The organism is Gluconobacter morbifer G707, from assembly GCF_000234355.1.
Classification (GTDB): domain Bacteria; phylum Pseudomonadota; class Alphaproteobacteria; order Acetobacterales; family Acetobacteraceae; genus Gluconobacter; species Gluconobacter morbifer.
The window spans coordinates 939,052-955,603 of record NZ_AGQV01000001.1 but is presented as its reverse complement, the minus strand read 5'-3'; the positions used below and the strand labels follow the sequence as shown (position 1 = coordinate 955,603).

Sequence of the window (16,552 nt, the reverse complement as noted above, 5' to 3'; positions counted from 1 at the left end):
GTCGTAGCAAAATGCGATGGGGCGCATCTGCCTGAGGCGGTTGAACATCCGCTCGATGCGGTTTCGGCCCCGGTCGCGCTTCTAGTCTGTTTTCTTTGGAGCAATGCGGCCTTTGCATGAAGAAATGAGCGGCAGGATCCCTCGGATCAGCAGATCCTAGCGAAAGCCGTCGGTGTCATATTCCCGGTCGGCCAGCATGGTTCTGGGGTTCGGGAGTGACAATTCCCTCAAGATACCTGTGGCTTTGTAGTCTGAGGCCCTCTCTCCTAAGAAAACAAAGCCAGAAGGGCATCCCACACGCCATGTTCGGACCAACGATAAAACCGGACATGAACGGAGCTCCACTTGCTGTAGCGCTCGTGCATGTCCCGGCAAGGACAGCCTATGCGCAGGACATGCACCATACCGTTAAGAAACAGGCAATTATCTTCGGGCGGACAGGTTCAGTGTCCATACTCAAGAGGTAGAAGCAGGCCAATCATCGCCCTTTCCTGATCCGTCAGGTCGCCCGGTGCCTTGCCCGCTCCGCCATATTGCCTTCACTGAAGCATTCAGTGAATCAGATCTTACCCCAGCCCAAGAGATTTTTTGCCAACGTAACCTAAACCGAAAGTTCTCTTCGAATGATCTCTGCGCCAGCATTCAAAGCGCCAAGCTTGGCTCGTGCTACCCGACGAGGCAAAGGGGCCATGCCGCAATTGGTGCAGGGGTAAAGCTTGTCGGCGTCTACAAATTGAAGAGCCTTTCGCAGAATACTGGCAACCTGTTCTGGCGTCTCAATAACCTTGGTCGCCACATCAATGGCCCCTACCATTACTTTTTTACCACGAATGAGCTCAATGAGATCCATTGGAACGCGAGAATTCTGACATTCCAGTGAAATCAGATCGATATTGGATTTTTGCAGTTTCGGAAAGATTTCTTCATACTGCCTCCACTCTGTCCCCAGAGCATTTTTCCAGTCGATATTGGCCTTGATGCCGTAACCGTAACAGATATGGACAGCGGTTTCGCATTTAAGCCCTTCTATTGCCTTTTCCAAGGCCGCAATGCCCCAGTCATTCACCTCATCAAAGAAAACGTTAAATGCGGGCTCATCAAACTGGATAATATCGACACCAGCCGCCTCTAATTCCTTGGCCTCCTGATTAAGGATTTTTGCAAATTCCCACGCCAGCTTTTCACGGCTTCTGTAGTGACCATCGTAAAGTGTGTCTATCATCGTCATAGGGCCCGGGAGAGCCCATTTGATTGGCTTCTTCGTTAGCGTACGCAAAAACCTGGCATCTTCAACAAAGACGGGCTTTTCGCGCGTCACTGCGCCCACGACCGACGGCACACTCGCATCATAGCGGTTTCGAATTCTGACGGTTTGACGATTCTCGAAATCAACACCACCGAGATGCTCGATAAATGTCGTGACAAAATGCTGACGCGTCTGTTCGCCATCGCTGACGATATCAATGCCGGCGCGATCCTGATAGTCCAGCGTCAGGCGCAGCGCATCCTGTTTACCCTCGATCAGTTCTTCACCCTGCAATTTCCAGGGGGACCAGAGTGTCTCAGGCTTTGCGAGCCAGGAAGGTTTAGGCAGGCTGCCAGCCGTCGAGGTGGGAAGCAATGTTTTCATGAAAGATGACCTTTTTTCCGGTTAATCAAACGAAGTAATTGGCAGACCACTGCTCAAGAACATCCTGATACGGCTTGATAAATCGCTCCTCGGTGAATTTCCCCTGAGCGACAGCCAGTTGACTTCGTTCCTCGCGGTCATAGACAATCCGGGTGATTGAATAATCCTGATTTTTCAGGCTCGGCTGGTAACAATCCGCTGCCGTAGAGTTAGCATTGTAAATTTCAGGACGGTAAACCTTTTGGAAGGATTCCATCGTGCTGATCGTGCTGATAAGCTCAAGATTGGAATAATCAGAAAGAAGATTACTGGAAAAATAAAAAGCCAGAGGTGCAACGCTATTGGGCGGCATGAAATAACGAACCTGCATCCCCATTTTTCCGAAATACTGGTCAGTCAGGGAAAATTCATGCTGTTGATATTCAACACCTAATACAGGATGCCGATTTGCAGTCCGGTGATAGGTTCTGTTGGCTGAAACACTGAGGCATATAACAGGCAGCTTCCTGAAATTCTTCTTATACGCAGTGGAATTCACAACACTCTTGAAAAGATTCCCATGCAAATCCCCATAATTATGAGGGACACTAAATTTCGGCTTATTATTGTTGTACTCCGGTAATAATATACTGAAGTCATAATCCCGCACATACGAGGAGAAACTGTTCCCTGCCAGACCTTCTATGAGTTTATTGTTTTTTTATCGACAATCGTAGTATTCAGAACTTCAATCACCGGGAAACTATCGCTTCTGCCTGCAAAATCGATATCCATCTCAACGGAAACGATTTCAAGTTCGACAGAATAACGATCTGCTTTGGGGTTATCCCAGTGCGCCAAATCATTGAAACGATTGTCAATCATCCTTAGCACGTTACGCAGGTTTTCCTGACGGCTTTTCCCTCTCGCCAGATTAGCGAAATTGGTCGTGAGACGTGTCTTATCGGATGGCTGATAATTCTCATCGAAACGAATTTTTTTAATCCTAAACGAAGAATCTTTTATCATTGCAGCTTCCCTCCCCACCTTTAAAAGGTCAGATTTTATTTACTGAAGATTAAGAAGCGCCATTTTTATTCTGTTTTTCTCAGGTGGTGGCGTTCATCATGTCTTCTGTTCAGAGCGATGCGCATCTTATGCCTGAAGACAAAAATGAATAAAAATGATTTAATTTCATTGAATCATGAATTCTATTCATGGATTGGTGTTATAAAAAGCTATGTTTGCCACGGGTCAAACCGGACGCCGATCGATACGATATCAATCGCCCTGTAATGTTTCGTTTTTGCTCTCTGAATGCGTTTGGCCGCACAGACCAGACCTTTGCGCGAGCGCGTTAACAGGAAATACCGTCACATGCTGTCAGAGGACTGTCCGGACGCGTAGTCGAAAGCAGCCTTCGCAACGCAGCTCTCGACGGTATTCGGCTGCTTTATTCACCAGAAATGTAAACCATTGTTCCGACGGAGAGCGGAAGATTGGCATCAGTCCGCCATGAACCAGAATATCTGCCATCGTTCACAATCCTCAGACCACGATCCTGACCTGCAATAATGCAGTGCACCCAATGAATGGTCTGTCTTTCCGAGCTCCATCCAACAAGAACCTACGCCACATCCGAGACCTGCAGCTTTGCACGCGATTTCGGCAGATTACTTCAGTAAACTGGAGACCGCCCGCCATTTCACTCTGTTCGCTCGATCAGGCCGCCTTCGTCTTCCACATATTCCGGATCGATCCGACAATGCTGCGCTAAGATACCCAGTTCCGTCTGGAACTTTTTTTACTATCCCCTCCAACAATCAGGCCGGAATGGCATCAAGATCATTTTTCAGCATCTGCGAATCAAACATCCCGCTCCGACCGATAAACACCAGTCGGCTGGCTGGATCGGACAAAGCCTTTTCAGGCGCCACCCCAATGGTAATTCGAGATCCTGTCATCTGCAGAAGCAGCGCACGCTGCGGAGCAGTGGTGAGATAAAGGATTCCTTTTGCCCGAAGCAGAACCGGAGCATGGCGCTCGATCACACTGCGAAAGGCCATCAGATCCAGAGAGGCTTCCCGTCGCCATTCAAGATTGATGAAGTCATCATCAATATCTTCCCCCTCAGCCCAGAACAGAGATTTTTCTGTTGTCGGTTCTAAGGGGCGAACAAGAACCCCGTGGGTCAGAAGGTTCTCCGAGACAGGCAGGATTGGTATCCCTCCCCTGATCTTCTGAAGCCGTTCTTCTACGTCCCGGATGTCAGCCTTTCCAATTTCGTCCATATGGGAAAGAACAATCATGTCTGAAGACAGGATCTGCTCTTTCCAGAGCGGATCTTCTGTAATTCTGGCCTGTGCGATCACATGAACCGCACTAACGACACAGATCACACCTTCAAGGGCCGCATACTGCCAGAGCATGGGATCTGCCAGCGTCCTGCGCATCTCCTGAAGTTTCGAAACCCCACTGCATTCGATAAAAATCGCCTCAGGCATAGGCCTGCGAGACAGAATCATCCTTAATGTGGAGAACAGGTCCGCTTGCAGGGAACAGCAGATACAGCCGTTTCTCAGTGCCAGAACGTCCTCATCCCGCCGCTCCAACAGCAGTCCATCAATATCAATAGCCCCGAAGTCATTGACGAGGATGGCCAGGCGACGATGTTGCTGTGCCCTGAGCAATCGGTTGAGAAACGTGGTTTTTCCTGCGCCAAGAAAACCACCCACGACATGGACCGGAATTGCCGAAGCCTCTGCCAGGCCATCATTCCCCTTCACTGTGCGCCGTAACGTCCGCGAACTGGCCGCCCCGGGAAAGCCTCCGTGTTGAGTTCGCCTTCGGTAATCACGGCCTGACCATTGACCAGCAGATGGCAAACCCCTTCCGAAGGACGGTTCATCACCGCAAAATCCGCACGATCCGTAATTGTCTTCAGATCAAACACGACAATATCCGCATCACACCCTTCCTGAAGGCGCCCTTTCCGGCGCATCTGTGGGGAGACCGTCTCTAGGATTTGCGCAGGACCAAGCGAACAGCGGCGCATGGCCTCACACAACGAAACCTTGCGACGTTCGCGCAGATATTCCCGCAAAAAGCGTGAAAAAGTCCCTGATGAACGGGGATGGGATACCGCCGTCCCGGGCAGCGGCCAATCTCGTCCCTCGTACACGGAGCCGTCCGGAAGCGTCCAGGGCATGGCATCCGATGCAATGACTCCGCCCGGATAAAGAACAGATACATCCAGCAGAGCCTGTGCCGACGGATCACTCTCCACATCCAGGAAATGCCAGAGCACGAGCGTGTCAGGTCGCTCCTTCTGCACTTCCAGAACCTCCTCGCGACTTTCAAACCGATGGCCGTCATCAACCTTCTGGATCGCCGTATATGCGCTGCCCGTTCGCTCCCTGAAGGCAGCTTCTCCAAAAAGGGGAGAACCAATTACCGTTGATCCTGTTCCGTAAGGATAAGCCTCCACGGTAATATTCAGTCCCTGCTTCTGAGCAGTCGCGACAAGCTCGGCCGCCTGACGGATATCCAGAAGGCTCGTACTGTTGAAGTGACAGATATGCATATGCGCCCCGGTCGCACCTGCATACCCGATCAGGCGAGTATAGGCCTCGATGGAACTGCGCGGATCAATATTCGAGGAATAGGCGATATGGGTATAGGTCGGAGCCTCATGCCGCTTCGCCAGCGTACACAGCTCCACAAGCTCCTTTGCCCCACCTCCAGGCACATAGGCATGAGGAATACCGATGCCCAGACCACCTTCCGCCAGCCCCTGCCGGACGAGAGACAGAATGGCCGACAGTTCCGCAGGGCTCGCCGTATTCTCGCTCCAGCGGGGATCATCGTAACATTTCCCCATGAATGAAAGCGACGGCTCCACCGGTCGGCCGATCATCGCATTGATCCGCGCGAAAGCCCACGCAACCGACGCCCCATAATTCAGAACCCGGCCATGCTCCCGCTGACGGCCATACCAGTCAGCAACCGGAAGAATCCCGACCTCCAGTTCCAGAGATGTCGTAACCCCGTCAAACGCCTGCATGCGATCGGAAGCCACACATTGTCCATGGGCATGAAGATCAATGAAGCCGGGCGCAACCACGAGCCCTTCCGCATCGATTTCACGCCGTGCCCCACCGGAAACAGAGCCGACACGCTGAATGGCGCCGCCTTGCACCGCCACATCCCCCACCTGCTCAAGACCCGCTTCAGGATCAATCAGCAGGCCGTTGCGGATCACAAGATCAAACAAAAGCTCACCCCTTCACGCCAGCCCTGTTCCCGTTCCGATCGTCCGATCTCAGCGAGACAGATCTGGAATCAGAACCAGCAGATCCTCCAGAGCAGGCGCAATGCTGGAGACAGGCGTGCGCTCGTTCAGACCATGCATGAAAGAGTCCGAGTTCTTGATGAAGATGGGGCTGATGCCATAGCTCGGCACGCCATGCGAACGGAACCACATGCTGTCACTTGCCCCGGAAGACAGGGCCGGAAAAACCGCAACGCCCGGATAGGCGACCTGCATGCCATGCTCGATGGCCTTGATCACGTCCGGACGCATCGGAGACGCTGCGGTCTGGACTGATCCTTCCGTTGCATCCTCGATTTTCATGGACGGGTCCTGAGCAGCCTTCCGCAGTTCTTCCATAATGGCTGAGCGCGGATGGCCTGGAAAAATCCGGCAGTTGATATTGGCCGTCACCTTCTGCGGCAGGGCATTCAGCGCATGACCACCCTCAATCATGGTCACGACGCAGGTCGTCCCGATCCGGCCGATATAGGCCGGGTCAGCAGACAGGGTGCGAATAGCCTTTTCGTCCGCAGGATTCCTGGCAAAAGCTTTCATGGCGGCCGCAAGCTCAGGCTTCTGCCACCGTGCGGCATTCAGGAAATAGCTGCGACTAAGATCATTGACCTCAGGCTTGAAGCGATACTGCTGGATCCGGAGAAGATCAGCCGCAAGCTCGTCGATCGCATTTACCGGGCGCGGCTCGGAGGAATGCCCCCCCGGATTGGTCACGATCAGACGGAAATCGGCATAATTCTTTTCCGCCCCTTCCCATGTGAAATAGTCCGGCTTGCCCGTCTTTTCATCGAGCGTGCCGTTCGCGCCGTCCATGTTCAGAACCAGTTCGGCATTGGTGAGCTTGTCCGCGATGACGGCGCCCGTCGCCATCGTGGTTTCCTCATCCCCCGAAAACTCGAGGATGATGTCCCGCCGTGGCCTGTAACCTTCCTTCTTCAGTTCCAGAAGCGCTGCAATGGCCAGGGTGTCATCCAGCTTCATGTCCGTTGAACCACGCCCCAGAAGGTAGCCGTTCTCGATCTGCGGCTTGAACGGATCATGCGTCCAGTCCGACGCCTTGGCTTCCACAACATCCATATGTCCCGAAATCACCAGCGGCTTGAGGGACGGATCCTGCCCCGGCCAGCGGGCAATCAGATAGGCCGTGTCCTTGTAAGGCGTAATGGTAATATCGGACGGAGCAAAGCCTCCCTTGATCAGCGCATCGCGGAACAGGGCCGCCACTTCCGGCGTCTGGTTCCCAGGGCCTGCCACCGAGCGCAGCGCGATGGATTTTTCAGCCAGATCCAGGGCCTGTTCAGCCGCGGCATGATGATCTGCCGTAGCGCTGATCGCCCGGCTGGCCGTCAGATCGCCAGCCAGCAACAGAAAGCCACCTTTCAGCAGCATCTTGCGCATCCGGTTCCGAGAAATCCGCGTCCTTTTGATTACAGTCATGCCTTACCCCTTTTTGATTGCCTAAGAATTGAACCTGTGACCAGACACCGTTCTGTCATCCTGCCGTGAACATCATTGCGCAGGAAAACGTTTTTGTCCTGCACCATTCCTGGATGCAATCACGTCAATCTCGACCAGCCAGTCAGGATTGGTCAGATGCGGAACTTCGATAACGGTCCGTGCCGGAAAACCGCTTCTGAACCTGGTCTGATAGGCCTTCATCATACCAGCGAAATCCATGTGCCCCAGACGTGGATCAGCCACCAGATAGACATGCATCTGCACGACATCCCGAAGCGTCATCCCGAAATGCCCGAGCGCCGCCGAGATCTGGTCCAGAGCGCTCTGAGTCTGCTCTGCGGTTGTTGTACCAGAGGCCCTGTCCGGCGCAGGCCCCAGACCGGAGACATAAACCGTCTCTGCTCCGGCCTGTACCTTAACCGCTGCGGATATCGGAAAATCATCCCTTGGGTCGGAATACCGCTGCACAGTCTGTGCAGACACATCCTGCACGCCCGCGACCGCGCTGACCGCCAGCCACAGCCATCGCCCCCTGCTCCGCATGTATCCCGGCACGCTAGCAGGAGAAAGGACGCGAAGCATCAACGCCACTGCTCCTTCGGGATACAAACGAATAGAACAGACTGGTCACAATCAGACTGACCAGCCAGGAAATATCCACCTTATGAAGATAAGGGACGAAAAATCCTGTGAAAAATTCATTCTTCAGAAACGGTATTTCGACAAGAACGCCCAGAACATAACTTCCGACAGCGGACCAGTTTACATAACCGTATATGCCGCCATCCTTCTGAAAGAATGAATCAACGTCATAGTCGCCATGACGAAGGACATAGTAGTCATAGAGATTGATCGCCGTCCACGGCACCATGACTGCCATCAGGATATCCAGAAAAGCCGCATAGGATTTCATGAAGCTGTCCGCCATCCCCAGCGCAAAGAACAGCGACAGGCCCAGCAGCGCGCATGTCAGGACAACCCGACTTTTCAGACCCGCCCGCCACTCCGGCAGAAAGGTCTGGATAATCGTGATGCTCGACAGCGCTCCACAGTAAACGCTCATGGCATTGGCAAGAGCGATCGACAGGGACAGAATAACCAGAACCGGCGCCCCCCAGACTCCCACAAGATGTCCCAGCGACTGCACCACGCTTTCTCCGGGCCACTGCAGAACCAGGAATGCCCCCAGTACCATCGGAAGGATCGTTCCCAGCACAGTCCCGGCATAACTCGCCCAGAACGTGTTTCTGACGGAAAGACTGTCTTCAGGCAGATATCGTGATGAATCGGAAACGTACGGCGCATAGGCAATCTGCCAGAGCGCCGCAATCGAAAACATGCCGCAGAAGCCGGCGATCGAACCATGCATGTCTGTCAGGAGGGTGGCTGGCATATGCCCGAACCCGACCACCAGACAGTACATGACCGCAATCCCGGACAACCACGTCACAGCCTTTGAACAGGCATGAATGGCACCGTAGCCGAGAATGCAGGGAACAAGGCTGATAAACGCCAGCAGAAGAACAGCCGGAACGCGCCCCAGCATGGGCATCGCATCGTCAAGCGCCTCGCCCCCCACCACACAGTTCGAGGCCGCAAAACCGATATACATCAGCACGACCAGAACAATGATGGGAACCGCGCCCCAGACGCCGAACTGCCCTCGGCTCTGCACCATTTGCGGCACGCCCAGAACCGGCCCCTGCGCGGCATGGAGCGCCATGAAGACCGCTCCAACTAGATTGCCGCCAATCACCGCCACGATCGCCCAGATCAGGGACAGATCGAAAATCTTTGGTCCCAGTGCTCCGGTCACGATGGTCAGGAGGGTCATGTTCGTACTGAACCAAACGGTGAACAGGTCGGGGACACGTCCGTGCCGGTGTTCCGTCGGGATGCGATAGATTGTATGAACCTCGACAGTCTGGCGGATCTCAGCCCCGTACACCTGCTCCCCCATCAGAATTCCGCCTTGAGCGTGCCGTAATACTGACGCGGCGCGCCTACAAGGAAGGACTGATAATCACCCGACATCGGCACACCGTTTTCACCCATGGTTGAAATATATTTCGTGTTCGTCAGGTTATAGACATTGAATTCAAATGTCAGGTTCTGGACGAAATCGAGATTTTTCGAATATTTCCCAAGGTTTCCGAAGCGATACCGCGCGCCGAGCGTCTCGATCCAGTAGGAGGGAATTTTCATGTCTCCCGTATAGCTGTAATTGCGTGTACCAAGAAACTGGGTATCAAGATGCGCCGAGAAGTTGCGCCATTCATAGGCCAGGCTCGCCTTGTACATGAAGCGTGGATACGCAACGATCTGCTGCCCCTTGATATGGTAAGTCGTTCCGGCTTCAGTGACGTTGTTGTCATAGGTCGCGTGGTTATAACTTATACTGTTATACAGCGAGAGCCCCTTGACGGGCATCAGCGTCAACCCGCCATCCACACCGTTCATGGTCACGCCACCCACGTTCGCAACCGTGGAAACCGGATTGACGATCGAGCCCGATGTCACCTGCTGCAAGCGGTTGTGGAAATTCGTCCTGTAGGCGTGGATGGAAGCCAGGGCATATTTGTGCGTGAAACGATACCCTACCGCAAAATTCCAGTCCGTCTCAGGCTTTAATCCGCCATTCTGCAGCAGCTGGTTATACGCGGACTGGGAGACGGAAAATGGTGAAGCCCCTTCCTTGAAAGCCTGGACTGGATAGGATTTTACGTTTTCAGCAATATCGAAATAAAGCTCATGATGCTTCAGGAAATGCCAGTCACCGCTGAAATGCGGCAGAAACGCCTTGGCTGTCGTAATACTACCCCCGGCAATCTGGCCAACACCCGTATAGCTCTCGTCATTGGCGTACTGCCCTCCCCGCACTGTCTGGAGAAGCGATTTGAACCCGAAATGCAGGGCCAGATTGGGAAGGACGTGATATGTATCCTGAACAAAAGCGGTGAAACTGTTCGAATTGAGATTCTGTCCCCACAGGGTGGCGTAAGGATCCGGAAGTTCTCCTACTGAATTGATCGGCTTGGCACGCCCGGCCTCCACATCCGAAAGCAGCGGCTCTTCGTATCCGAACCGCCCAACATCCGTATGGAAATTTTCGTACCAGACACCACCGCTGATATCATTATGCGCGATCTGATAATGAAGGGCGGACGTAAAGCCAAAACGCTGTGAATGCGTCACGGTCGCCTGATCGATCAGCGGCGCACCATTAGGGGATGAAACATACGGGTTTGCCCAGGTTCCGCGCAGATACTGGCCATGCCCGTACACCACGCTTTCCCAACACAGGCGATCCGTCAGGGCAAGATTGGCCTTCAGCCCACCCAGATAGTCACGCTCAACCAGTGCACCATCATAATAGGATGCATCCCACGGATCAGACATCTTGGAATAACCTGCCGGCAACGCACCGCCCGGCAGACCATTTGCTGAAAGTGCAGACAGATAGGCTTTCTTGTAGGCATTGGGCGTCCCGTAGAAATTGTCGATCCCGTATCCGCCATTCTTCAGCATGTCGAAAGACATGTCCTGATACAGATAACTCTGCGTCAGGTTGTAATCAAAGAAGGACGAAATCCTGCTGCGTTCACCAATCGGCTGAACAAATTTGGCATTGACCTGCTGCCCGAACTGGTCCCCACCGCCTTTCCACTTGTCCTGCGAGTTACGCATATAGGACACGTAAAACCGCGTCCCGCTCTTGTTCAGGTCGCCGCTGTCCATTCGCAGGAACGTGTGGAACCCGCTGTTTGATCCGAATGTCTGTGACGCAAGCCCGCCGGCCTTGTGCTTGGGATCGGAAGACACATACTCGACAGCGCCACCCAGATTGCTGGTACTGGCAACGGATTCAGCCCCGGCCCCCATCGAGACATCCATACGCCCGACATTCTCGGCCGAGATCGCATTGACGGAATTCAGCCCATTGAAGGTATGGAACTCCTGATCGCCCAGGGGAATGCCATCAAGCGTCATGCCGATCTGGTCCTGCTGGAAACCATGCATATAGAACTGGGTGGACCAGGTATCCATGCCCTGCGGATCATCGGACTGGAACATGATACCCGGCTGACGCGCCAGCACCTTGAGAGGATTGGTCCCTGGCACGGCATCCGCCAGCGCTTCCGATGAAACGGTCGTAACAGCGCCATGAGGGACATGGCGGGCCGTCACATGCATGCTCTCGCTTTCCAGTGCCTCACGCGCCGTCGCACGCCGGGAACGCGCAGCTTTCACGTGGACAGGAGCTGCCCGCGGTGTCTTGCTAGCATTATGATGGACGACAGAACGGGTCTGCTTCGTGGGATCGGCGGCCTGGGCTGAGCAACAGGAGAAAGCAGTCGTCGCGAATACCCAGACCAGAAACGACGATGATCCCTTTCGTTTTAGAAACAGACGCGATCTGGCTCCTGGGATGGGAAAACAACAGGCATACCGATCTGCTGATGGAATGTTATTTTTCAACATCATATTCCCGTACTTTCCCAAAAGCAGACGTTGAGGAGACACCATCAGTCGCTGACAGGCTACAGAGAAAACTGAGAGGCATATCGCCTTTCCGGAATAGACCATGTCATTCCAAAAAACAGTTGTCTATGTCTATTCTGATACCGAACCGACTTTTTAGGTCCTGTAGCATGCCAGTTACCGTCCCCGCAGAGAGGGCTGATCTGCAAAATCTGTTTAAAAATACCATTTAATCAATGTGTTATATTTCCATCAACTTCCTCGAATCACCCCTCTTCCATCTCGTTCAGAAAGCTATACAAAAGATTGGAAAAACATCCTCGAAACCTTTTGTGGCTCTGGATATCCCGAAGAATCTATGGTTGTATTTACAAGTTGGATGATTTTCTCTCACAGAGCCACCAACCTCTTCCTTCCTGTGGAGCTCACGCATGACTGCCGCTTCTGACTGCCGGACATCTTCCCCTTCTCTGGCCCGCGCTGAAGTCCGTCAGCTGCCGGTCTACAATGCTGGCCTGTCGGAAGATGCCGTGAGAGCAAAATACGGCCTCTCCCGGATCACCAAGCTGGGAAGCAACGAGAACCCTTACGGCCCATCCCCCGTTGCTCTTGGCCACTGGACCGACATTGCCTCCAGTCTGTTCCGCTATCCGGATGCTTCCGCTGAGGGGCTTCGGGAAGAGCTGTCCCGCCAGACCGGAATCGACACGGACCATATCGTTATCGGAAACGGCTCCGAGCAGATCATCCGAATGATCTGCGAAGCCTTCCTGTCTCCTGGTGAGCGCCTCGTAACCGTTCTGCCGTCCTTCGGCCTGCATCTGATCTGGCCACAGATGATGGATGCCCGGGCAGACGCTGTCCCCATGACGGCGGATGCCAGTTTTGACCTTTCCCGTCTGCATCAGGCCGTAACATCAGGCCCCCTCAAGATTCTGATGTTCTCAAACCCGTCCAATCCCATCGGCTGCATGATGACAGGTGAAGCCATGCAGAAGCTGATCGATGCCTGCCCGCCGGAAACGCTGATCGTCATCGACGAAGCGTACTGGGAATATGCCCGCTCCAACCCGGACTATGCCGACAGCCTCTCCATCCTCAAAAACCAGTCCAGGCCTTGGATGGTTCTGAGAACCTTTTCAAAGGCCTATGGTCTGGCCGGTTTGAGAGTGGGATACGCCCTGACATCGGATCGTGGTCTCACGTCCATCATGACGCGCGTCCGCGACCCGTTCAACAGTAACAGCGCAGCGCTCGAAATGGCCCGGCTGAGCCTTCTCGACCAGGACCATATGCGCGAAACGGTGGAAGCAACCCTGAGCGAAGGGACGATTCTGAAAGCCGCACTGGAAGAACGCGGCTATTTCATTGCGCAGTCCTACGCCAACTTCCTGTTCTTTGACGCCCGCGAAGCCGCCGCACCCTTGGCTGAACGCCTTCTCAGGGAAGGCGTTATCGTCAAACCATGGAAAGAAAAGGGATACGAGAACTGGGTCCGCGTCAGCATTGGCCGCCCCGAAGACAGCCAGGCCTTTCTACAAGCCCTCGATCACGTCCGCGCTCCTCTGCAAACGTCCGCAGCCTGAGAAGGAAAGCGTCATGACCGGCACTTTTGCCGCCGACCACGCCGCCCGGCGTCTCGCTCCGCTCTTCGGGGATCGCCTGACCGCCAACGAGACAGTCCGGGATCATCACGCCCACGGCGAAGGATGGCGCCACCCAGATCAGACGCTGTTGCCAGCCTATGTCCTGTTCGCCCGCACCACGCAGGACGTGTCCGACGCCCTGCGGATCTGCCACGAGGAAAACGTTCCCATTATCCCCTTCGGCGGCGGTACTTCCCTCGAAGGACAACTAACACCCGTTCCAGGCTGCATCAGTCTCGACCTCGCCCTGATGACGGAGATCCTCGACGTCTCACCCGAGAATCTGACCTGCCGCGTGCAGGCCGGCGTGACGGGGCAGGAACTCAATCTTCATCTCCGGACGCTGGGCCTGTTCTTCGCTGTCGATCCGGGTGGCGAGGCAACTTTCGGCGGAATGTGCGCGACCCGGGCTTCCGGCACGGGCGCCATGCGCTACGGCACCATGCGCGCGAACGTACTGGGCCTCACCGCTGTTCTGGCCGATGGACGCATCCTCCATACCGGAGGCGCCGTCCGCAAGGCCGCCACAGGTTACGATCTGACCAGCCTGCTTATCGGTTCGGAAGGAACACTGGCTGTCATCACGGAAATCCAGGCCCAGCTGCATCCCATCCCCGAAGCCATTGGTGCCGCCGTCTGCCAGTTCCCGACCCTGGCCAGCGCCGTGGAAACGGCCGTCCTTGTGATCCAGTGCGGCTTGACGGTCGGCCGGATGGAGCTGCTCGACGACGTCCAAATGGATGCCTGCATCCACTACTCCCATCTTACGGGATATGAAGCCCTGCCCACCATGTTCTTCGAACTGACAGGTTCCCCCGGCAGTGTGGCAGAACAGGAAGCGATCCTGCGTGATCTCGTGGAAAGTCAGGGCGGACAGTCATTCCGCTGGGCCACCGCAACCGAAGAGCGCAATACACTCTGGAAAGCGCGCCATGACGCCTTCTGGGCCTGCATGGCCTATCGCCCTGGCTACAAAGGTATCACCACGGACGCCATCGTTCCCATTGCCGCCCTGACGGAACTCATGACTGGCGCCAGAGCCGACATTGACGCTTCCGGCCTGCTGGCCCCCATTGTCGGCCATGTCGGTGACGGCAATTTCCACACCGTCACCCTGATCCCGCCCAATGACCCGGAAGCCGAAAAACGCGCTCTCGAACTGGATCACAAAATCATCCGCCGTGCCCTTTCTCTGGGGGGCTCCGCCAGCGGCGAACACGGTATCGGCCTCGCAAAACAGATTTTCATGACTGAAGAGCACGAGCCCACTGCCCTGTCTGTCATGCGTGCCATCAAGACCGCACTGGATCCGAAAAACATCCTCAATCCGGGCAAACTTGTTCCTGAAGACACTCCATGACCCTCCGTCACATCCGCCTGCACACAGTGCCCGACATTCCCTGGAAAAACGGAGCTGGGACCACCCGACTGCTGACCGAACAACGGGAATGGCGGCTCAGCGTCGCCTCCATCGCCCGACCTGCGCCGTTTTCCGTCTTCGAAGGCCTGATCAGACAGATGGGACTTTTGAAAGGACAGGGCGTCCGGCTTTTGCCGACCTCGGGTGCTCCACCCCTTCTGCTGGATCAGGCCGGCGGCCTGATCCAGTTCGGCGGCGACCTGCCTCTGACAGGCATGCCTCTCCATGGTCCGGTCGAAGTCCTGAACCTGATGCGTCCTGACCGCAGCACAGGCCCGAACCTGATCACTATCACACCGGAAAACCCACCCTCAGGTGCTCTGTCAGGTTTCATCGCCGTACGGGGCCACTGGGACGTCATGGCAGGACAGCAACGCTACACACTCACGCCCGGAGACAGTCTTCTTGGCGACGTTCCCTTTGAAATCACCGTCCTGAAAGCGGGCCAGATCGCCTACGCAGTCAGCTAACAGGCCGGAGCGCCTCCGCTTCCTTTGCCCGTAGCGATGCCAGATCTACCATCCCGCCCAGACGCAAGACATCGCGGATCTCACCGCTCAATCCGTCCACCAGACTGCGAACGCCTTTCTCACCGCCGGCAGCAAGTGCCCAGGCCCATGGACGCCCAATCCCTACGGCCTTCGCGCCCAGCGCCAGAGCAGTGACGACGTCTCCACCCCACCGTCAAGAATGACATCCGCCTCGCCCTTCAGGGCCTCGACAATATCCGGAAGGACGGAGAGCGAAGACGGAGCCGGATCCATTTGCCGCCCTCCATGGTTGGAAACGATCACGGTCTGCACTGCCGCCTTCTGGCAGGACCGCGCATCTCCGGCATCCATGATCCCCTTCACGACCAGATGTCCCGGCCAGACAGATCGCAGCCAGTCCAGATCTTTCCAGGTCAGTGTCGGATCAATCTGGAAGGCCGCGTTCCTAGCCTGCTCCATCAGATTACTACCCATGCCATAAGGCGCCAGATTGCCGATTTTCGGCATTCCCCTGCGCAGCATCCTCGCTGTCCAGCACGGATGCGCCGCCATGGACAGCACATGCCGCAAGGACGGACGTGTCAGATTGCGAAATCCGTTACGCACGTCGCGCAGCCGCAGCGGCGTGACCGGCGTATCGACCGTCAGGATAATGGTCCGGATGCCGCAGCTCTCTGCCCGACGAAGCATGTCGCGGGTAATGCCCCGGTCGCGGAAGACATAGATCTGTGCTGCCAGATTCACGCCCGGCACCCTGGACAGCGTCTCAAGCGACTGAATGGCGAATGTGGACACCGCCATCGGCAAACCCGCCGAAGCCGCAACCCGCGCGGCCCGGATCTCGCCGTCCGGACACATCAGACCGCCAAAACCCAACGGTGCAAACATGAACGGAAGCCGATGCGTGGCCCCCAGAAAAGACCCGGACAGATCGCACTCCGAAACATCCACCAGACATTTCGGAACAACCGCCCAACGATCAAACGCCCGGCGATTGGCCCGGACGGTGCGCTCCGAGTGGGAGCCACCGTTTACATAATCCCGGAAAATACGGGGAAGAACCCTGTCAGCCCGTCGATGCAGGGCCGCGATGCCATGATGGTCCATTCCCCGTTATTC

At 55.3% G+C, this 16,552-nt stretch carries 10 protein-coding genes and 3 pseudogenes; 3 read left to right on the top strand and 10 right to left on the bottom strand.

Going from position 1 to position 16,552, the window contains the following annotated elements; genetic code table 11:
- Positions 1–266 precede the first annotated feature (266 nt).
- The 9 genes and pseudogenes from GMO_RS14955 to GMO_RS04285 all read right to left on the bottom strand — a co-directional run.
- Positions 267–425, bottom strand: a pseudogene (locus GMO_RS14955) (transposase); the annotation flags it as partial.
- Positions 426–601: 176 nt separating this feature from the next.
- A complete protein-coding gene (locus tag GMO_RS04320) occupies positions 602–1,630 on the bottom strand; it encodes a methionine synthase (protein WP_008851070.1) in 1,029 nt (342 codons plus the stop codon).
- A gap of 25 nt (positions 1,631–1,655) precedes the next feature.
- Positions 1,656–2,638 (bottom strand): annotated as a pseudogene (locus GMO_RS04315) (DUF1852 domain-containing protein).
- A gap of 794 nt (positions 2,639–3,432) precedes the next feature.
- Positions 3,433–4,395, bottom strand: coding sequence for a CobW family GTP-binding protein (locus GMO_RS04310; RefSeq protein ID WP_008851066.1), 963 nt, complete (start codon positions 4,393–4,395; stop codon positions 3,433–3,435).
- Entirely contained in the window at positions 4,392–5,882 is a 1,491-nt protein-coding gene (locus GMO_RS04305; RefSeq protein ID WP_008851065.1) for an amidohydrolase family protein, read from the bottom strand. The genes GMO_RS04310 and GMO_RS04305 overlap by 4 nt, the downstream gene beginning before the upstream one ends.
- 48 nt (positions 5,883–5,930) lie before the next feature.
- On the bottom strand, positions 5,931–7,334 hold the full coding sequence (locus GMO_RS04300; RefSeq protein WP_008851064.1) for a M20/M25/M40 family metallo-hydrolase: 1,404 nt from the start codon (positions 7,332–7,334) through the stop codon (positions 5,931–5,933).
- Between the two features lie 111 nt (positions 7,335–7,445).
- Positions 7,446–7,976: a Rid family hydrolase gene (locus tag GMO_RS04295; protein ID WP_083813598.1), complete on the bottom strand. Its 531-nt coding sequence runs from the start codon at positions 7,974–7,976 to the stop codon at positions 7,446–7,448.
- The gene (locus tag GMO_RS04290; RefSeq protein WP_008851062.1) at positions 7,951–9,354 is read right to left on the bottom strand and encodes a purine-cytosine permease family protein; all 1,404 of its coding nucleotides are present in this window, start codon (positions 9,352–9,354) and stop codon (positions 7,951–7,953) included. The genes GMO_RS04295 and GMO_RS04290 overlap by 26 nt, the downstream gene beginning before the upstream one ends.
- On the bottom strand, positions 9,354–11,981 hold the full coding sequence (locus GMO_RS04285) for a TonB-dependent receptor (protein WP_008851061.1): 2,628 nt from the start codon (positions 11,979–11,981) through the stop codon (positions 9,354–9,356). The genes GMO_RS04290 and GMO_RS04285 overlap by 1 nt, the downstream gene beginning before the upstream one ends.
- Positions 11,982–12,307: 326 nt before the next feature.
- Between GMO_RS04285 and GMO_RS04280 the strand changes: the two genes are divergently transcribed.
- Genes GMO_RS04280 through GMO_RS04270 form a run of 3 tightly spaced genes read left to right on the top strand, consistent with a single transcriptional unit; the run spans position 12,308 to position 15,412 of the window.
- Positions 12,308–13,462 (top strand): histidinol-phosphate transaminase, encoded by a 1,155-nt coding sequence (locus tag GMO_RS04280; protein ID WP_008851060.1) that lies wholly within the window; start codon positions 12,308–12,310, stop codon positions 13,460–13,462.
- A gap of 13 nt (positions 13,463–13,475) precedes the next feature.
- The gene (locus GMO_RS04275; protein ID WP_008851059.1) at positions 13,476–14,882 is read left to right on the top strand and encodes an FAD-binding oxidoreductase; all 1,407 of its coding nucleotides are present in this window, start codon (positions 13,476–13,478) and stop codon (positions 14,880–14,882) included.
- Positions 14,879–15,412 (top strand): HutD/Ves family protein, encoded by a 534-nt coding sequence (locus tag GMO_RS04270; protein ID WP_040507463.1) that lies wholly within the window; start codon positions 14,879–14,881, stop codon positions 15,410–15,412. The genes GMO_RS04275 and GMO_RS04270 overlap by 4 nt, the downstream gene beginning before the upstream one ends.
- Here the strand turns inward: GMO_RS04270 and GMO_RS04265 are convergent.
- A pseudogene (locus GMO_RS04265) lies at positions 15,405–16,540 on the bottom strand (alpha-hydroxy acid oxidase). The gene GMO_RS04270 and the pseudogene GMO_RS04265 overlap by 8 nt on opposite strands.
- Positions 16,541–16,552 lie beyond the last annotated feature (12 nt).